15 protein-coding genes are annotated in these 19,110 nt (G+C 70.0%); 6 read left to right on the top strand and 9 right to left on the bottom strand.

Annotated elements, in window-relative coordinates; all coding sequences use genetic code 11:
* Nucleotides 1-215: 215 nt before the first annotated feature.
* Nucleotides 216-629 (bottom strand): coenzyme B12-dependent isobutyryl CoA mutase small subunit, encoded by a 414-nt coding sequence (gene icmB / locus J2S41_RS30590; RefSeq protein ID WP_310372867.1) that lies wholly within the window; start codon nucleotides 627-629, stop codon nucleotides 216-218.
* Between the two features lie 389 nt (nucleotides 630-1,018).
* On the opposite strand from icmB, the gene J2S41_RS30595 reads away from it, so the two are divergent.
* Both J2S41_RS30595 and J2S41_RS30600 read left to right on the top strand, forming a co-directional pair.
* Nucleotides 1,019-1,762: a M23 family metallopeptidase gene (locus J2S41_RS30595; RefSeq protein WP_310372869.1), complete on the top strand. Its 744-nt coding sequence runs from the start codon at nucleotides 1,019-1,021 to the stop codon at nucleotides 1,760-1,762.
* A 1,062-nt stretch (nucleotides 1,763-2,824) separates the two neighbouring features.
* Nucleotides 2,825-3,523, top strand: a complete 699-nt coding sequence (locus tag J2S41_RS30600; RefSeq protein WP_374728280.1) for a M23 family metallopeptidase — start codon at nucleotides 2,825-2,827, stop codon at nucleotides 3,521-3,523.
* An 11-nt stretch (nucleotides 3,524-3,534) separates the two neighbouring features.
* Here J2S41_RS30600 and pcrA read toward each other — a convergent pair whose 3' ends face one another.
* Nucleotides 3,535-5,916 (bottom strand): DNA helicase PcrA, encoded by a 2,382-nt coding sequence (gene pcrA, locus J2S41_RS30605; protein WP_310372873.1) that lies wholly within the window; start codon nucleotides 5,914-5,916, stop codon nucleotides 3,535-3,537.
* A 103-nt stretch (nucleotides 5,917-6,019) separates the two neighbouring features.
* Between pcrA and J2S41_RS30610 the strand changes: the two genes are divergently transcribed.
* Together J2S41_RS30610 and J2S41_RS30615 are read left to right on the top strand one after the other, a co-directional pair.
* Nucleotides 6,020-7,864 carry a bifunctional metallophosphatase/5'-nucleotidase gene (locus tag J2S41_RS30610; protein WP_310372875.1) on the top strand — a complete coding sequence of 615 codons (1,845 nt, stop codon included), beginning with the start codon at nucleotides 6,020-6,022 and terminating at the stop codon, nucleotides 7,862-7,864.
* A gap of 229 nt (nucleotides 7,865-8,093) precedes the next feature.
* Nucleotides 8,094-8,408: a chorismate mutase gene (locus J2S41_RS30615; RefSeq protein WP_310372876.1), complete on the top strand. Its 315-nt coding sequence runs from the start codon at nucleotides 8,094-8,096 to the stop codon at nucleotides 8,406-8,408.
* A 635-nt stretch (nucleotides 8,409-9,043) separates the two neighbouring features.
* Here the strand turns inward: J2S41_RS30615 and J2S41_RS30620 are convergent.
* From J2S41_RS30620 to J2S41_RS30650, 7 genes are all read right to left on the bottom strand, one after another.
* Complete coding sequence (locus tag J2S41_RS30620) at nucleotides 9,044-10,054, bottom strand: ABC transporter ATP-binding protein (RefSeq protein ID WP_310372878.1); 1,011 nt, start codon at nucleotides 10,052-10,054, stop codon at nucleotides 9,044-9,046.
* On the bottom strand, nucleotides 10,047-11,078 hold the full coding sequence (locus tag J2S41_RS30625; protein WP_310372880.1) for an ABC transporter ATP-binding protein: 1,032 nt from the start codon (nucleotides 11,076-11,078) through the stop codon (nucleotides 10,047-10,049). The genes J2S41_RS30620 and J2S41_RS30625 overlap by 8 nt, the downstream gene beginning before the upstream one ends.
* An 8-nt stretch (nucleotides 11,079-11,086) precedes the next feature.
* The gene (locus J2S41_RS30630; RefSeq protein WP_310372882.1) at nucleotides 11,087-12,022 is read right to left on the bottom strand and encodes an ABC transporter permease; all 936 of its coding nucleotides are present in this window, start codon (nucleotides 12,020-12,022) and stop codon (nucleotides 11,087-11,089) included.
* Between the two features lie 48 nt (nucleotides 12,023-12,070).
* Nucleotides 12,071-12,997: an ABC transporter permease gene (locus J2S41_RS30635; protein WP_310372884.1), complete on the bottom strand. Its 927-nt coding sequence runs from the start codon at nucleotides 12,995-12,997 to the stop codon at nucleotides 12,071-12,073.
* A gap of 128 nt (nucleotides 12,998-13,125) precedes the next feature.
* The gene (locus J2S41_RS30640) at nucleotides 13,126-14,754 is read right to left on the bottom strand and encodes a peptide ABC transporter substrate-binding protein (protein ID WP_310372886.1); all 1,629 of its coding nucleotides are present in this window, start codon (nucleotides 14,752-14,754) and stop codon (nucleotides 13,126-13,128) included.
* A 310-nt stretch (nucleotides 14,755-15,064) separates the two neighbouring features.
* A complete protein-coding gene (locus tag J2S41_RS30645; RefSeq protein ID WP_310372888.1) occupies nucleotides 15,065-15,715 on the bottom strand; it encodes a response regulator in 651 nt (216 codons plus the stop codon).
* 5 nt (nucleotides 15,716-15,720) lie between these two features.
* Nucleotides 15,721-16,983: an ATP-binding protein gene (locus J2S41_RS30650; RefSeq protein WP_310376606.1), complete on the bottom strand. Its 1,263-nt coding sequence runs from the start codon at nucleotides 16,981-16,983 to the stop codon at nucleotides 15,721-15,723.
* Nucleotides 16,984-17,139: 156 nt separating this feature from the next.
* Here J2S41_RS30650 and J2S41_RS30655 point away from each other — a divergent pair, with 156 nt between their 5' ends.
* Complete coding sequence (locus J2S41_RS30655; RefSeq protein ID WP_310372890.1) at nucleotides 17,140-18,507, top strand: PspC domain-containing protein; 1,368 nt, start codon at nucleotides 17,140-17,142, stop codon at nucleotides 18,505-18,507.
* Nucleotides 18,504-19,034: a hypothetical protein gene (locus J2S41_RS30660; protein ID WP_310372893.1), complete on the top strand. Its 531-nt coding sequence runs from the start codon at nucleotides 18,504-18,506 to the stop codon at nucleotides 19,032-19,034. The genes J2S41_RS30655 and J2S41_RS30660 overlap by 4 nt, the downstream gene beginning before the upstream one ends.
* Nucleotides 19,035-19,110 lie beyond the last annotated feature (76 nt).

Raw genomic sequence — 19,110 nt, forward strand, 5'->3', positions numbered from 1 at the left:
CGGGGTACGCCAAAAATCGCGCGGCGGGTTCCGTAACCGCTGTTCAGAGGACGTCGTTGAGTCAGATGTCAGCGCACCGCACGGCGGGACGCGACGAGAAAGCGGCCGATGCCCTGTCGGTCGAGGGGTGGCGGCGGGGCATCGCGCATAGAGGGGCCGGACGTGTGAGGGGTGCGTCCGGCCTCTCCCTTTTCCCGCTCCTGTTTATAAGGTCGCTATTTGTTGGCGGCCGGGAATCCCGCCACATGCTCGCGGACCCAGTCCACGATCGACCGCATGGTCGCGCCGGGACCGAAGATCTTCGCCACGCCGAGCCGCTGGAGCTCCGGGATGTCCGCGTCCGGGATGATGCCGCCGCCGAAGACCACCACGTCGTCCGCGCCGCGCTCGGCCAGCAGCTCACACACCCGCCGGAACAGCGTCATGTGCGCGCCGGAGAGCACGGAGAGGCCGACCGCGTCCGCGTCCTCCTGGATGGCGGTCTCCACGATCTGCTCCGGCGTCTGGTGCAGCCCGGTGTAGACCACCTCCATGCCGGCGTCCCGGAGCGCCCGGGCGACCACCTTCGCGCCGCGATCGTGCCCGTCCAGGCCCGGCTTCGCGACCACCACCCGAATCCGCGGTTCCATACCTGCCGCACCTCTATTCAGCGACGAGACGTGCCCACAGAGCCACCTTAACGATCGTGAAGCCCCTAGGGGATGCGCGACGACGTCCCGCCCCGAATTCGAGGCACGGCTTTACGTTGAGTATTGATCAAAATTACGCAGCGCCACTAACGAACACGGGTACAAATGGTTACGAAATCCGGCATTCTGCGCCATGACGTCGCACACCCTGTCAGCAAATCGGCCGCAGAACTTGTGACCCGCCCACCGCTTGGCTACCGTGTCCAACGGTTGTCAACCGGGATACCCCGGAACGGCGGCCTAAACCAGCCAGTGTTCACCCACGGTTAAGGCGCGACAGTCCGGAGCGCCGCACCGCCCGGGGGGTGGACAGATATCGGAGGGTGTACGTGCGTCAGCGGCTTTCATCCGAGCCAGACCGCTATCGCGGTCGACGTCGCGTACCCACCGTTCCCGGAAGCCGCTACGCGGCGGTGGTCACCACCGCGCTGGTCGGCGCGGGCGTGGTGGCACTGGGCGCGGGTGCCGCGCTGGACGACGCCAAGGGCGTCGACGCCGCCGCGCTGAAGAACTCGCTGGACAACGCGTCCGCCACCGCGGAGGAACTGGCCGAGCGCGAGGCGAGCGCCGAGCGCTCCACGCGTGACAGCGAGCGCGAGGAGTCCGCCGAGGCGGGCCTCGCCACCTCGCTGAGCGAGTCCCCCGATGCCTGGCTCCTTCCGCTGCACGGATACGACTTCACCGCGCCGTACGGTGTCCGCTGGGGCGAGGTCCACCCCGGCATCGACCTGGCCGCGCGCGAGGGCACGGCCTACAAGGCCGTGCACGGCGGCACGGTCAAGCTGGCCGGTTGGTACGGCGGCTACGGCTACGCAGTCATTGTCGACCACGGCGACGGCGTCGAGACCATATATGGACACTCTTCGCAGCTCATGGTGCAGGTCGGCCAGCAGGTCAAGGCCGGCGACACGCTCGGCCTGGTCGGCGACACGGGCCACTCGTACGGCTCGCACCTGCACCTGGAGATCCACGTCGACGGTGCACCCCGCGACCCGGTGCCGTTCCTGCGCGACCAGGGCGTCGACATCCAGCTCGAGGTCGAGCAGGTCTACGGCGCCGTGACGGCCTCCTGACGCCGCGCTCCTTCGTCACCGCCCTTCCCGTAACCCGGGGGAGGGCGGTTTTTATTGTCGCTGTTCATCACGTCACATGAGTTTTTGTGTGCCAGCACACGCCCTCCAAGATCACACTTCCGGACGGTGCGGGCGCCGGGTGGACAAATCATCCTCGACCCGGACTGATCTCTATCAATCCTGTCTAGGTTCTGATTGCCGGGCATAGCGTGATCGATCAGCATTCTTCGTCATTGCTGCTGCTCAGCCGACGGAGGTGCACCCGTGCACGACCACGTGGACACCGGTACGACCCTGGCCCCGGGCCGCCACCGCCGCGCCTCCGGCCGCCACCGCCGCCGCCCCCGCCCCCACCCGGCCGCCGCGTCTCTCCCCCGGCCCCGCCCACCGGCGGACGACCTCGAACTCTCCATCGCGGCGGGGCCCGGGCAGCACCGATCGGCGGCCGGCCCCACGACCACGCCGGCGCCCCGGCAGGCGCCGCCCATGCCGCGCCGATCGGGGGATGGCTCCTGGACCACGCCGGCGCCCCGACCGGTCCAGCCCGCGCCGAGCGGATCGGCGGACGTCCTCACGGCCACGCCGGCGCCCCGGCACGCCATACCCCAGCCGCGCCGATCGGCAGAGGTCCTCACGACCACGCCGGTTCCCGCCATCCCCACGCGGCGCCCACCGGCTGGCGGCGTCGGCGCCGCGCTGGCGGGCCAGGCGACCGCCACCGCCCACGCCGCGGGTCAGCCGGCGGGCGGCCTCCCGGCCGCCGGCACCGACGGGGGCGTGCCCGCGGCCGAAATCCGCGCCGGCTCAGCGACGACAGCCGCCATACCCACCCAGCGCCGGCCATCCGACGGCCTCGCCACCCGGCCGGGGACCGAAGCCGCGCCCGTGGCCGGTCCACCGGCGGACGACATCGCCGGCGAGCCCGCCACGGCAGCGGCCATCCCCGCGCCACGGCCGGCGGTGGCGGATGAGCACGTCGCGGACTCCGGCGACGAGACCGGCGGGACCGGAGCCGGCGGCCGGGGCGGGGCACATCGGCGGCCGGGCCGCAACGCGCTTCAGATTCGTCAGGCCGCCGCGGCCACGCTCTCCGTCACCGGACTCGCCCTCACCGGCGGCACGGTGCTCCACGGCGCCGTCACGGGCGCCAGCGGGGCACCGCAGGCAGCGCCGAGCGCGGTCACGGTCGCGGAGGCGCAGACGGAGGCCGACGCGGCCGAGCGGGCCGACGCCGCCGCGGCGGCGAACCGGGCCACCCGGCAGACGCCCGGGACGCCGTCACCCGCCCCGTCGACCACTCCCCCGGCGCGCGCCGCGAATCCCGCGCAGGACAAACCGAGCCCCACACCGACCACGGCGAAGCCCGCCTGGGTCGATCCGATGCCGGACGGCCGCACCACGTCCTGCTTCGGCCGGCGCTGGGGCCGCCTGCACGCCGGCATCGACCTGGCCGCGGCCAGCGGCACCACGGTCCGCGCCGCCGGCGCCGGCACCGTCGTCACCGCCGGGTCGAACTACGGCGGCTACGGCCTGTCCGTGCTGGTCGACCACGGCAACGGCTTCTACACGCACTACGCCCACCTGTCCCGCGTCTCCGTCGCGGCCGGCGACCGGGTCACGGCCGGGCAGCGGATCGGCGCGGAGGGCTCCACCGGCAACTCCACCGGCCCGCACCTGCACTTCGAGGTGCACGACGGCAGGTGGAACCAGGTCGACCCCGCCGCCTGGATGGCGTCCCGCGGCGTCGACCTGGGCTGCTGACCGGGCCGGGGCTACATCTTCTCGATCGGCGCGTGGCGCAGCACCAGCCACACCTTCTGATCGCCGAAGTCGATCTGGGCGCGCGCGCCCGCACCCTGCCCCTCGACCAGCAGGACCCGGCCCAGCCCGTACCGCTGATGGTTGACCCGGTCGCCCGGCGACACGGACGGCGCCTGGGCGCGCAGGTCACTGGCGGTGGCGAGCTTGCTCGCGTCGATGCCGAGCCCCTGCGCGATCTTCTGCGCCTTGCTCGTGCCCCCGACGAAGGTGGACGTGCGCGAGGTGCCGCGGCCGCCGACGCCGCCGCCCGAGCCGGACCACGTCGTATACGACCCCTCGGTGCGCTCCCAGCGGACCAACTCGCCCGGCAGCTCGTCGGTGAACCGCGAGGCCGGGTTGTACTGCGGCGCGCCCCACGCGGAGCGGGTCACCGCGCGCGACAGGTAGAGCCGCTGCCGGGCCCGGGTGATCCCGACGTACGCCAGGCGGCGCTCCTCCTCCAGTTCCTTGGTGTCGGACATGGCCCGCATGTGCGGGAACACGCCCTCCTCCATGCCGGTGAGGAACACGACCGGGAACTCCAGCCCCTTCGCCGTGTGCAGCGTCATCAGCGTGACCACGCCCTGGTGGTCGGAGTCCGGCTCGTCCGGGATCTGGTCCGCGTCCGCGACCAGCGCCACCTGCTCCAGGAACCCGGCGACGGACGACTCCGGCCCGTCCGCGGCCTCGGTGCGCTCGGTGTACTCCCGGGCCACGCTGACCAGTTCCTGGAGGTTCTCCACCCGGCCCGCGTCCTGCGGATCGATGCTCTCCTCCAGCCCGGTCAGGTAGCCGGACCGGGTGATCAGCGCCTCCAGCACGTCCTCCGGCGGCGCGGTCTCGGCCAGCTCGCGCACCTCGTCCAGCATGGCCACGAACTCGTTGATGCCGTTGACCGCGCGGGTGGAGATGCCCGGCGCCTCCGCGGCCCGGCGCAGCGCGGCGCCGAACGAGATGCGCTCCCGGTTGGCCAGCGCCTCCACGCACGCCTCGGCCCGCTCGCCGATGCCGCGCTTCGGCGTGTTCAGAATCCGGCGGATGCTGACCGTGTCGTCGTCGTTGACCACGGCGCGCAGGTAGGCCAGCGCGTCCCGCACCTCCTTGCGCTCGTAGAAGCGCACCCCGCCGACCACCTTGTAGGGCAGGCCGACCCGGATGAACACCTCCTCGAACACCCGGGACTGCGCGTTCGTCCGGTAGAAGACGGCCACGTCGCCGGGCTTGGCCAGGCCCTCGTCGCCGAGCCGGTCGATCTCCCGGGCCACCCAGTCCGCCTCCGCGTGCTCGGTGTCCGCCACGTATCCAACGATCCGCTCGCCCTCGCCCTGGTCGCTCCAGAGCCGCTTGGGCTTGCGCGACGTGTTGCGGTCGATCACCGCGTTCGCCGCGTTCAGGATGGTCTGGGTGGAGCGGTAGTTCTGCTCCAGCAGGATCGTCCGCGCGTCCGGGTAGTCGCGCTCGAACTCCAGAATGTTCCGGATCGTCGCCCCGCGGAACGCGTAGATCGACTGGTCCGCGTCGCCGACCACGCACAGCTCGGCCGGGGGCAGGCCGGCCTCCGGCACGCCGTTGCCGACCAGCTCGCGGATCAACGTGTACTGCGCGTGGTTGGTGTCCTGGTACTCGTCCACCAGCACGTGCCGGAACCGGCGACGGTACGACTCCGCGACCAGCGGATGCGACTGGAACAGGTGCACGGTCGCCATGATCAGGTCGTCGAAGTCCAGCGCGTGCGCCTCCTTCAGCCGACGCTGATACAGCTGGTACGCCTCCGCGACGGCCCGCTCGTTCGGCCCGTTCGCCTTCGCCGCGAACTCCTCCGGGTCGGTCAGCTCGTTCTTCAGGTTCGACACCTGGGTGGCGAGGCCGCGCGGCGGGTAACGCTTCGGATCCAGGTCCAACTCGCGCGCGACCAGCTGCATCAGCCGTCGCGAATCGTCCGCGTCGTAGATCGAGAACGTCGACTTCAGCCCCGCGTGCTCGTGCTCCGCCCGCAGGATGCGCACGCAGGCGGAGTGGAACGTGGAGACCCACATCAGCCGGGCACGGTTGCCGACCAGCGCGGCGACCCGCTCCTTCATCTCGCCGGCGGCCTTGTTCGTGAACGTGATCGCCATGATCTCGCCGGGATGCACGTCGCGCGCGGCCAGCAGGTAGGCGATGCGGTTCGTCAGCACCCGGGTCTTGCCCGACCCGGCGCCGGCCACGATGAGCAGCGGCCCGCCGGCGTGCGTCACCGCGTCACGCTGGGGACCGTTGAGCCCGGCGAGCAGCGCCTCCGGGTCGCGGCGAGGCGGCCCGGGGCGGGTCGGCGGCGTGGGCTGGACCGGGGGGACATCAAACAGCGATTGCATCGCGGTGAAGTCTAGGCCGTCGGTATGACAGGCAACCTTGCCGATGCCAAGACGACACGTGACCACCCTGGCGGGGGAGCCACCGATGGATGAGTATGCGTGCATGGATCGATCTCGCAAGCGCCTCTGGCCGGTGCTGCGCACGCTGGCCACGCCGGCGGCCGCGCTGGCCGTCGCCATAGCCCTCGTCCCCAGCGCCGGCGGATCGCCGGCCGAGCCGTCGGTGGACACGCTGACGCCGGTCAGCGTCACGTACGGCCACGGCGGCAAGACCGCCAAGGGCAACTTCCTCAGCTACAACGACTTCCACGGCGCCATCGACCCGCCGGCCGGCAGCGGCGGCCTGGTCACCGGCGTCCCGGCCGGCGGCGTCGAATACCTCGCCACCTGGCTGAAGAAGCTGCGCGCCGAGGCGAAGGCCGAGGGCCGCGGCCGCAGCATCACGGTCGGCGCCGGCGACCTGATCGGCGCGTCGCCGCTGGTCAGCGCCGCGTTCCACGACGAGCCGACGATCGAGCTGATGGACCAGGTCGGGCTGGAGATCAGCTCGGTCGGCAACCACGAGTTCGACGAGGGCGTGACCGAGCTGCTGCGCCTCAACCGCGGCGGGTGCCACCCGGTCGACGGCTGCCAGGACGGCGACGGGTTCGCCGGCGCGCGCTTCACCTACCTGGCCGCGAACACGGTCTACAAGAAGTCCGGCCTGCCGATCCTGCCGCCGGTCGAGGTGCGCCTGGTCGACGGCGTCCCGGTCGGCTTCGTCGGCATGACGCTGGAGGGCACGCCCGGCATCGTCAACCCGGCCGGCATCCAGGACGTCAACTTCCTGGACGAGGTCCAGACCGCGAACAAGTGGGGCGGCCTGCTCCGCGCGTTCGGCGTGAAGTCGCTGGTCCTGCTGCTGCACGAGGGCGGCCAGCAGAACTCGCCGCCGGCCACGCCCGCGCTCTCCGAGTGCGCCAACTTCTCCGGCCCGGTCGTCGACATCGTCAAGGGCCTGCGCCCCGAATTCGGCCTGGTCGTCTCCGGCCACACCCACCGGTACTACACCTGCGCGCTGCCGAACTCGCAGGGCACGCAGACCGTGGTCACCAGCGCCGGCAGCAACGGCACGCTGGTCACCGACATCGACTACACGCTGGACAAGCGGACCGGCCGGTTCGCCGAGATCACCGCGCGCAACGTCATCGTGGAGAACGGCGTGCGGAACGCGGACGGCACCTGGCAGACCGACCCGACCGGCGCGCCGGTGCGCAACCCCGCCCTGGCCGACCCGGCCGCGAAGCGGATCGCGGACAAGTACCGCGCCGCGGTCGCGCCGATCGCGAACCGGGTGCTCGGCTCGATCACCGCGACCATCACCCGCGACGCCGGCGCCAACCAGGAGAGCCCGCTCGGCGACGTGATCGCGGACGCGCAGCTGGCGTACACGCAGGCCAACGGTGCCCAGATCGCACTGATGAACCCGGGCGGCATCCGCGCGTCGCTGCCGTACGACTCGCAGACCGGCGGTGAGGCCCCCGGCCAGATCACCTACGGCGAGGCGTTCACGGTGCAGCCGTTCAACAACCTCGTGGTCACCCAGACGTTCACCGGCGCGCAGCTGAAGAACGTGCTGGAGCAGCAGTTCGCCGGCTTCGGCGGACAGACCGCGCAGCGCGTGCTGCAGGTGTCGGCCGGCTTCACCTACAGCTTCGACGCGACCGCCGCGGCCGGCAGCCGGGTCAGCAACCTCGCGCTGAACGGCACGCCGATCGACCCGGCCGCGACGTACCGGGTGACGACCAACGACTTCCTGGCCAACGGCGGCGACGGCTTCTCGAACCTGACGCTCGGCACCGACCGCACCACCGCGCCGGGCTTCGACATCGACGCGCTGGTCGCCTACCTGGGCGCCAACAGCCCGGTCGCCCCCGGCCCGGCCAACCGGATCACCAGGATCGCCTGATCCACATCCCGCCGGATGTGTCCGATAAGTGGGCAAACGCTTGCGCGGGCACATCCGGCGTGGGCATACTCGACGGCGTGTTCCAGCGGGTGCGATTTTATGGCTACGGCGTCGGGAGTCCGGCAGCCGTGGGTCGCGCCTGAACAACAGACCTACGAGAAGCCCCGGGCTCGTCAGCCCGGGGCTTCTTCGCGTCCCGGGACCGACCCCAGCACGATCAGGAGACGACATGGCCACCGTAGTGGACCAGCCTCAGGACGCCGGCTCGCCCAGCCAGGACACCGGCACGGCCGAGGCGACGGCATCAGCGGCGATTCTGGAGATCCGGTCACGGATCAACGAGATCGATGATGCGATCATCGCGCTGTGGAAGGAGAGAGCGGCGCTGTCGCAGCAGGTTGGCGCGACGCGGGTGGCGTCCGGGGGGACGCGTCTGGTGTTGAGTCGTGAGCGCGAGATCATGGAGAAGTTCCGCGACGCGTTGGGGGCGGATGGGCCGCAGGTGGCGCTGCTTTTGCTGCGTGCGGGGCGTGGGCCTCTTTGAGCCATTCGTCGCTGGTGTTCCTCCCTGCTGGTTCGTGCGGAGGTCTATTGCTTGCTTTTCGCGGTTGGGGGGTTTGGGTGGGACGGTGGCAGTTCTTAGTTAAGTCTTGGAGTAACCGCCGAAGTGACTCCGGCCCGGGCCGGAACGTGGAGCGCCCTGGAATTCCGGTAAGAGGAGTAATTGCTTCGTCGTCACCGGTGCGAGTTGCGCGGGGCTTGGTCTTCAGACTGTGGGCTGAGATTTAGGGCCCATGGTTACGTTCGTGCTTTTCACCGTGTCGTCTCGGGCCGGCGCTCCGCGCCTCCTGAGTGCTATGGGTTGTTCACGGGTGAGGCGCGGAGCGTCGGGTGGGTGGGAAAATTTGCGGGTGACCATGAGGTCTGAGGACGGGTGGCACTCTGCAGGGTGACGACCGCGTGTCTCGCACCGGGGGCGACGGGGCGGTTACCTGTCTTACGAGGTTCCAGGGTGCTCGATGTTGTGGTCGGGGGCGGTGGTTACTCCAAGATTCGAGTAAGAGTTGCACCGTCTCACTCAAGGTGACCAACCGCTATCGCGAAAAGCAGGCAATGGACCCGGAGGCGGGACAATGAAAAGGGTCCGGCTCAAACAAGAGCCGGACCCTTCGGGAAGGACTAGTCCACGGCGTGAACGACGTCGCGCACCTCGGCGAAGTGGCAAGCGCTCGGGTGAGCGGACTTCGGGCGGAGCGTGAGCATCGGGTCCTCGTCGGCGCACTTCTGCTGCGCCTTCCAGCAGCGCGTGCGGAAACGGCACCCGGACGGCGGGTTGGCCGGCGACGGGACGTCCCCCTCCAGGACGATCTGGTCCCGGTGGCCGCGCAGCGTCGGGTCGGGGACCGGGACGGCCGACAGCAGCGCCTGGGTGTACGGATGCGTCGGCTGCTCGTAGATCTCCAGATCGCGGCCGGTCTCCACGACGCGCCCGAGGTACATGACCGAGACGCGGTCCGCGATGTGCCGGACCACGGACAGGTCGTGGGCGATGAAGATGTACGACAGGCCCAGCTCATCCTGGAGCTGCTCCAGCAGGTTGATCACCTGCGCCTGGATGGACACGTCCAGCGCCGACACCGGCTCGTCACAGACGATGATCTCCGGCCGGAGCGCGAGCGCGCGGGCGATGCCGATGCGCTGGCGCTGGCCGCCGGAGAACTGGTGCGGGTACCGGTTGATGTGGTCGGGGTTGAGGCCGACCAGGTCCAGCAGGTCACGGACGCGGCGCTTGCGGTCGCCCTTCGGCGCCACGTCCGTGTGGATCTCGAACGGCTCGCCGATGATGTCGCCGACCGTCATGCGCGGGTTCAGCGACGTGTACGGGTCCTGGAGCACCATCTGGATGTTGCGGCGGGCCCGGCGCAGCTCGGCGCCGCGGAGCTTGGTCATGTCCTGACCGCGCACGTTGATCGAGCCGGCGGTCGGCGTCTCCAGGCCGACCAGCAGCCGGGCGAGCGTGGACTTGCCACAGCCGGACTCGCCCACGATGCCGAGCGTCTCACCGCGGCGGAGTTCCAGGTCGACGCCGTCGACCGCCTGCACCGCACCGACCTTCGACTGGAAGACGATGCCCCGGGTGATCGGGAAGTGCTTCTTCAGACCCTGCGTCTGCAGCACGATGTCACTCAACGCCGGCGACCTCCTTCCAGAAGTGGCACCGGGCGGTGCGCGAGTGGGTGACCTGGTACGCGGGCGGCGCCGGGTCCTGCCGGCAGACGTCCCGGGCGTACCGGCAGCGGGCGGCGAACGGGCAGCCCGGCGGGATGTTGGTCAGCGTCGGCGGCAGACCCTTGATCACGCTGAGCTGCTGGCCCTTGAGGTCGACCCGCGGGATCGACTCGAGCAGCGCCTTGGTGTACGGGTGCGCCGGCCGGGCGTAGATGTCGTAGACCGGCGCCTCCTCCACCACGCGGCCGGCGTACATGACCGAGATCCGGTCGGCGACGTCCGCGACCACGCCCATGTCGTGCGTGATCAGGATGAGGCCCATGTTCCGCTCGCGCTGCACCTCGGCGAGCAGGTTCATGATCTGCGCCTGCACGGTGACGTCGAGCGCGGTGGTGGGCTCGTCCGCGATCAGCACCTCGGGGTCGAGCGCCAGCGCCATGGCGATCATGACGCGTTGCCGCATGCCGCCGGAGAACTGGTGCGGGTACTCGTTGATCCGCTGCCGCGCGGCCGGGATCTTCACCTGCTCCAGCAGGTCGATCGCGCGCTTCTTGGCGTCCGCGCGCGACATGCCCCGGTGCTTGCGGAAGAGCTCGCCCAGTTGGAAGCCGACCGTGAAGACCGGGTTCAGCGCGGAGAGCGCGTCCTGGAAGATCATCGCGATCCGGTTGGCCCGGACCTGCCGACGCTGGTCCTCCTTGAGTTTCAGCAGGTCGACGCCGCGGTATCGCACCTCGCCGCCGGTGACGAAGCCGGGCGGCGTGTCCAGGATGCCCATGATCGCCTGCGCGGTCACGGACTTGCCGCAGCCGGACTCGCCGAGGATCGCGAGCGTCTCGCCCTCGGCCAGCCGGAAGTTCGCACCGTTGACGGCCTTGGCCACGCCGTTCGCGGTACGGAACTCGACCTTCAGGTCCTGCACCGCCAGCAGCGGGGCCGCCGTGTCGATCGGCAGGAACTCGTTCTTGACCTTGATGTCTGTCATTGAGGTGCTCACCGCAGCTTCGGGTCGAAGGCGTCGCGGATGGCGTCGCCGAGCATGATGAACGCCAGCACGGTCATCGCCAAGAACAGCGACGGAGCGACCAGCGGCGGAGCGGACTCACGAACGTGCTTCGACGCCGTCGAGATGTCGATACCCCACGAGATCGCATCGCCCTTCAGGCCGATGCCCAGGAACGACAACGTCGCCTCGGTGGCGATGAACTGGCCCAGCGCGATGGTCAGCACCACGATAAACGGCGCGATCGCGTTCGGCAGGATGTGCCGGAACATGATCCGGAAATTCCCCGCCCCCAGCATCCGCGCCGCCGCCACGTAATCCTGATTCTTCGCCGAGATCACCGACGACCGCATGACGCGCGCCGCCGTCGTCCAGCCGAGCACGCCCAGCACCAGGACCACGGCCATCAGGCCGGACGAACCGCCGGTGTCACCCGCGGCCAGACGCTTGCCGAGCACGATCGCGGCCAGCAGCAGCGGGATGCCCAGCACGATGTCCGTGATCCGGGACAGGATCGCGTCCAGCCAGCCGCCGAAGAACCCGGACGACAGGCCGAAGATGAGGCCGATCGTGGACGCCAGCGCGGTGGACAGCACGCCCACCCAGATCGAGGCACGCGCGCCGTGGACCGTCCGGGCGTAGATGTCGCAGCCCTGGAAGTCGTAACCGAACAACGCCCAGCCACTACCCGGCGCGTGCTGCCGCGACAGCGCGCAGTCGGCCGGGTTGTTCGGCGTGAACAACGACGGCGCGATCGCCATCAGAATGACGATCAGCGCGATCGTGGAGGCGAACCAGAACACCCAGTTGTGCCGCAGATCGCGCCACGCGTCCTGCGTCAGGCTGCGCGCCTTGTCGCCGCCGGTGCCCTTGACGTCGGTGCCACTCGGCACCTCCGTGGCGGCAATCGATTGCAGATCACTCATGACACTTCGCCTCGCTCCGGTCCGCCCCGTTCCTCTCCTGCCGTGTGCTCACTCATACCGGATCCTCGGGTCGAGAACGGCGTAGAGCAGGTCGACGATCAGGTTGGCCACGATGAAGATGATCACCAGAACGCTGACGAAGCCGACCACCAGCGGGCCGTCCTCGGTACCGATGCCCCGGAACAGCTGGGAACCGACACCGGGGATGTTGAACACGCCCTCGGTCACGATCGCGCCCGCCATCAGGCCACCCAGGTCCACGCCGATGTAGGTGACGACCGGGATCAGCGAGTTGCGCAGCACGTGCACCCCGATCACCCGGTTCCGGGTCAAACCCTTCGCCTTCGCGGTACGCACGTAGTCCGCGCGCAAATTCTCCACCACCGACGTGCGGGTCAGCCGCGAGTAGGTCGCCAGCGAGCCCGCGCCCAGCACGATCGCCGGCAGCATCAGCCCGTAGAACGACGGATTCGCACCCGCGGTCGCGGGGAACCACTTCAGCTCCACGCCGAAGAAGAGCTGCATGAGCGGCGCCAGGACGACGATCGGGATCGAGATCAGCACCAGCGTGATGATCAGCGTGGTGTGGTCGAAGATGCTGGCGCGCCGGATGCCCGCGACGACGCCGGCGACGATGCCGATCAGCGCGGCGAACACCACCGCCATGACCGCGAGCCGGAACGTGTTCGGCCAGGCCTGTTCGAGCAGGTCGGAGATGTCACGGCCGGTGAGTGACTGACCGAAGTCGCCCTGGAGCAGGCCGCGCATGTAGTAGCCGTACTGGACGATGAACGGCTCGTCCAGGTGGTAGCGCTCGGTCAGGGCCTGGCGGACGTTCTCCGTGATGGGCCGCTCACCCGCGAGCGCCTGCAGCGGGTTGTCTTGGTTGGCGAACATGAGCGCGTAGACGACGAACGTGGCTCCGAAGAACGTGAGCACGCCCTGAAGTAGGCGCCGAATGATATAGCGAAGCATTTCTCAGGCCTTCTCCGCGACGGATCGCGGTGCAAACTGCCTCGTGAGCAGCGACTGCGTGACACGGCGGTGGCGCCGCGGGTCCGATTGGACCCGCGGCGCCACCCCCGTCATGACGCGGCGTCGACTCAGGCGGCCTCGATCTTCATGAGGTCCACGCGGTTGAAGAGGTCCATCTCGACGTTCTTCACCTTGGTCGAGTGCCCGAAGTTGTTCTGGCCGAAGCGCAGCGGGATCACCGGCATGTCCTGGACCAGGATGTCCTCGGCGGCCTGGTACTTGGCGATGGCCTCCTCCGGCGTGGCGGCGGAGACGCCCTCCTTGACCAGCGTGTCGAACTGCTTGTTCGAGTAGCCGTAGTAGTTCGACGAGCCGTCGGTCGTGTAGATCGGGCCCAGGTAGTTCTCCATGGACGGGTAGTCCATGACCCAGCCCATCCGGAACATGCCGATCGGCTGCTTCTGGTCCAGCTTGGTCAGCAGGTCGGCGAACTTCGGCTCGGCCACGCCCGTGCACTCGATGCCCAGGTTGGTCTTGAGCTGGTTGCAGGTCGCGTCGACCCAGTCCTTGTGGCCACCGTCGCCGTTGTAGGTGATGGTGATCTTCTTCGGGCCACCGGCGGCGTCGTACTCGGACTTGGCCTTGGCGGCGTCGAAGACGCAGTACTGACCGCAGGTGTCCTCGCGGTAGCCGGCCACGACCGGGGAGACGAAGGAGCGGGCGGAGGTCTGCGAGCCCTTGAAGACGCTGGTGATGATCTCGTCGCGGTTGATCGCCTGGGAGATCGCGCGCCGCACCTCGGGCTTGCTGAACTCGGTCTGGTACGTCGGGAAGGCGACGAACTGGAACGTGGAGGCCGCGCTCTTCTTGAACCGGTCGCCCAGGTCGGACTCGGCGCTCGAGATGTTCTCGGTCGGGATCTGCTTCAGCACGTCCAGGTTGTCCGCGGCCAGGTCGGCGTAGGCCGCCGGCAGCGCCTGGTAGATCTTGAAGATGACGCCCTGGACCTTCGGCTTGTCACCCGGGTACTCGGCGTACTGCTCGACCTCGATCTGCGAGTCGTGCTGCCAGGTGCCCTTCATCTTGAAGGGACCGTTGCCGATGATGGCCTCCTCGAAGTCCTCCTTGACGACACCCTCGGAGGCGAACGCGGCGGCCGGCAGCGGGTAGAACGCGGTGTATCCGAGCATGGTCTTGAACTCGGAGAACGGCGCGGAGAGCTTCACCGTGAAGGTCAGGTCGTCGACCTTGGCCAGACCGGTGAGCTTGTTCGCCTTCGGCGTCGGGGCCTTCTGCGGCCCGTCTTCGTCCGGGTCCTCAGACTGAAGGTCGGCCCAACCCTCGATCTTCTCCCAGAAGTAGGAGTTGTTCTGCGCGTTCGGCGCGTACGAGCCGTAGTTCCACGCGTTGATGTAGCTGTCGGAGGTGACCTTCTCACCGTTGTGGAAGGTGTAGCCGTCCTTCAGCTTGATGGTCCAGGTGACGTTGTCCGTCGTGGTGATGGACTCCGCGGCCACCTCGACCGGCTTGTTGTCGGCGTCGTAGTCGACGAGCGGCGTGAACAGAGCGGCGAGCACCTGCGAACCGCTGGTCTCGTTCGTGTTGGACGGGAGCAGGTACTGCGGCTCCGCGACCTCGATCGAGACGACGGCGTTGCTGGATCCGGCCTCGTCGTCGCCCCCGCCACCGCAGGCGGTGACGAGCAGGGCGGTCGCGGCAAGACCAGCCGAGATCTTTATTGCGGTTTTCCCGCGCATGGGAAGGGCCTCCTCAGAGCACTCACGAGGGGTATGTGAGGTGAGGAACACTGTGACACCGCAGGGACTCACAGGTGAAGGTGCTGTTATCAAGCCGATACTTGTCAGGTGGGACGACATAGCCTGTTACCTGCACGTTTCGTACCTCAGGCCGTCCCATCTGATCAGGTATTTCATTCCTTCGACTGCACACCGCCATCGTTTCCGCAGGCAGTGGCTGTGATGTTCCCCGCGCCTGGTGTAACCCCCTGATTAACAAAATCCGATGTGGACCCGCAAGGGAATTTTCGGACAGACCGGATTCGGGGCGTCAGACCAGGCGGCGGTCGGCGGCCCAGCGGGACAGCTCGTACCGGTTGCTCATCTGGAGCTTCCGGAGCACGTTCGACACGTGCGTCTCGACGGTCTTGATCGAGATGAACAGCTCCTTGGCGATCTCCTTGTACGCGTACCCCCGGGCCAGCAGCCGCAGCACCTCCCGCTCCCGGTTGGTGAGCTGGTCCAGCTCCGGGTCGGCCACCGGCGCGTCCGGCCGGGCCGCGAACGCGTCCAGCACGAAGCCGGCCAGCCGCGGGCTGAACACCGCGTCGCCCTCGGCCACCCGCTTGATCGCGGCGGCCAGCTCGTCCGGGGAGATGGTCTTCGTGACGTAGCCGCGGGCGCCGGCCCGGATCAGGCCGATCACGTCCTCGGCCGCGTCCGACACGGAGAGCGCCAGGAACCGCACCTGCGGGTGCGACTTGCGCATCGCCTCCAGCACCGCGCGGCCGCCGCCGTCCGGCATGTGCACGTCCAGCAGCACAACGTCCGGCGTGGCCGCCGCGATCCGGCTCACCGCCTCCGCGACCGTGCTCGCCTCACCCACCACGTCCACGTGCGCGCCCAGCTCGGCGCGGACACCGGCGCGGAACATCGCGTGGTCGTCGACGAGGAAAACCCTCAGACGGGCGTTGTCGGTCATGCTGGCTACCTTTCCCTACCGGAGGTCACCGCGTCACGTTCCATCGGGAGGAACAGTCTGACCTCGGTGCCGTCCCCGATCTCGCTGCGGATCTCCGCGTGCCCGCCGTGCCGGCTCATCCGGCCCAGGATCGAGCCGCGCACGCCGTGCCGGTGGTCCTCCACCGCGTCCATGTCGAAGCCCGCGCCCCGGTCCCGGACGAACACGCTGAGCTGCTCCGGCTCCACCTCGGCGTAGAGCGACACGGTGCCCACGCCGGCGTGCCGGGCCGCGTTCACCAGCGCCTCCCGGGCGGCCATCACCAGCGCCGCGACCCGCTCGTCGTTCTCCCGGTCGCCGACCACCACGACCTCGACCGCGATCGCGTACGTGTCCTCGACCTCGGCCGCGGCCTCCTCCAGCGCGGCGGCGAAGCGCTCGGTCGGCGACCCGGTCGGCTTGTAGAGCCAGTTGCGCAGGCTGCGTTCCTGGCCGCGGGCCAGTCGCTGCACCGCCTTCACGTCGTCCGCGTTCCGCTGGATCAGCGCCAGCGTGTGCAGCACCTGGTCGTGCACCATCGCGGCCAGTTCGGCGCGCTCGGTCTCGCGGATCCGGCCCTCGCGCTCGGCGCGCAGCTGGCTCACCGTGCGCCACAGCACCGGCGCCGCCACCACGCCCACGCCGAGCAGGCCGAGCAGCGCGAACAGCACGCCGTTCACCACGGCCTCGTTGTTCTCCGCCGGTACGTACACCGCCACCATGCCGATCACGCCGACCGCGACCAGCAGGCCGCCGCCGATGAACCGGAACAGGAACAGCCGGCGGTCGGTCTCCTCCAGGAACGTGCCCAGCCAGGGGAAACGCGGCAGCGCCTCGGTCCACTGACGGCGGCGCTCCGGCGTCGACTCGTGCCAGATGATGCCGGCGCCGACCGCGACCACCGCGACCAGCCACCCGGCCGTGCCGGTGACGCTCGAATTCCGCCCGAGCACCAGCACCTGGAGCAGGATCAGACCCAGGCCGATCGCGATGAACGGGACCAACTGCGACACGTCGCGCCGCCGCGGCTCGCCGGTGACGCGCTCGTACGGCAGCACCGCCCAGAAGCCCGCGTAGAGCATCAGTCCCAGGCCGTTGAAGCCGAGCAGGATCACGAACGCGGCCCGCACGGCCAGCGGCGACACCCGCAGGTGCCGGGCCAGGCCGGACGCGACACCGGCGACCACGCGATGGTCGCGTGCCCGGTAGAGGCGGCGGGGCTGTCGGGCGGTATCGATCGTGACTCCCAGGCGTCGTTCGCGCGTGCGGTTTCCGCATCGATCGTCACACGCCCGCGCCGCCCTGGCCACGGGTTGGCACCCGGACAAACGGCACGGCAAACTCAGGGTGGGGTCAGGGTTCGCGCCTGAGGCAGAAGTGCCGCGGGAGGGCCGACCATCGAAGGCATGAACACGCAGCATGACCCGGCCGAGCCCGGACCCGCCGCCCCGCCGCCCCCGCCGGGCCCCGGGCCTGCCGCGGCGCCGGGCGCCGGGGAGTTCCCCGGTGGCGCCGCGGCACCGCGCCTGTTCGGCCTGGTCCGCCCCCGCGAGGGCCGGTACGTCGCCGGCGTCTGTGCCGGCATCGGCCACGCCACCAACACCGATCCCGTGCTCTGGCGGGTGCTGCTCGCCGTCCTCGCCGTCTTCGGCGGCACGGGCCTGCTCGTCTACCTCGTCGCCTGGCTGTTCATCCCGTCCGAGGGCGACAGCGGCTCGCCGCTGGAGGGCGTGCTCGGCAAGGGCCACTCCGGCACCTCGCCGCTCACCGCCGTCGGCCTGGCGGTCCTCACGATGGTCACGTTCGCCTACATCATGTCCGACACCTGGCGGGCGATGCTGCTGGTCGCCTGCGCCGCGGTGGTGGGCACGCTGATCGTCAACCGCGGGCGGATCACGTCGCCGGGCTTCACCGCCGGGCCCCCGCCGCCGCCACCCGCCTCCCCCGCCCCGTCGGCCGAACCCGCTCCAGGAGTGCCGCCAGTGCCACCGAACGCCCCGTACCCGCCGCAGCCCGGCCACGCCCCGGCACCGCCGCACTGGCAGGCACCGCCGTCCGGGGGCTACCGTCCGCCGTTCGCGCCGCACGGGCCGTACCAGAGCCCCTACACGGCGACGAATCCGCCGCCGCCCCCGCCGCCGCGGCAACGGCCGCCGAAGCCGCCCAAGGAGCGCTCCCCGCTGTTCGGCGCCACCGTCTCGGTGATCCTGATGGCGATCGGGCTGCTGGCCGTCAGCGACCTGAGCAACCTTGCCAACCCGTCCGCCTCCGCGTACTTCGCGGCCGTGCTCGGCATCATCGGCGTCGGCATGCTGGTCGGCACCAGGTGGGGACGCGGCCGCGGCCTCATCGTCCCCGGCCTGGTCGCGGCCGTGGCGCTCGGGCTCGCCGTCGCCGCGGAGAACGACACCTCCGACCACCGGGACGCCGCCCCCACGATCTGGGCGCCGCGCACCCTGAACGAGCTGTCCACCCGGCAGAGCGCCGCGTTCGGCGACGCCACGCTGGACCTGCGGGCGCTGGACTTCACCGGCCAGGACAAGGCCACCGAGGTGGAGCTGGGCGCCGGCGACCTCACCGTGCTGCTCCCGCCGGCCGTGGACGTCACCATCGACGTCGAGCTCGGTGCCGGCACCGCGAACGTGCTCGGCCGGCAGCTGGACGGCGTCGGCCTGAGCGACCGGATCGAGGATCTCGGCACCGACGGCGCGGGTGGCGGAAAACTCGCGCTGACGATCTCGAACGGCGCCGGAGACGTGGAGGTCGCCCGATGAAGGCACATCGTACGGACGGGGTCTCGCTCGGCTTCGGCTTCGTCTTCCTGTTCTTCACCGCCTGGTGGGTGCTGGCCCAGTTCGTCACGCTGGCGCTGCCCGCGGTCGGCTGGATCGTGGCGCTCTCCCTGATCATGTTCGGCCTGGCCGGGCTGGTCGGCGCGTTCCGGGCCGGCCGGGGCGCGGTGCCGGCCCCGACCAGCGGCGCGCCGATCAGCGCGCCGCCGGGCAGCGGCCTGCCGACCGGGATGCACGCGGACATCGTCCGCGAGCTGATGGAGAACCAGCGCACCTCCGGCGGCGTCGGCATCGACGACACCCGGGTGGAGACGCCGCCGGCCCCGACCGCCGCGTTCGCGCCGATCACGCCGCCGGAGCCCGTCTCGCCGTACGCGACGGACTACCTGACGGTCTCGGACCCGCCGGCGTCGTCCGCGGACGACGCCACCCAGGTCATCGACGACACGCCGACCACGGAGATCAAGGCCGGGGAGGTACGCCCCGAGGGCGACGACGGGCGCCGATAGCGACGCGCAATATGCTTGGCGGGCGGAGGACGACCCTCCGCCCGCCGGCCGCGTCCGGTACAGCTCAGTCTGCCGC

It is taken from the genome of Catenuloplanes atrovinosus, assembly GCF_031458235.1.
Lineage (GTDB): Bacteria > Actinomycetota > Actinomycetes > Mycobacteriales > Micromonosporaceae > Catenuloplanes > Catenuloplanes atrovinosus.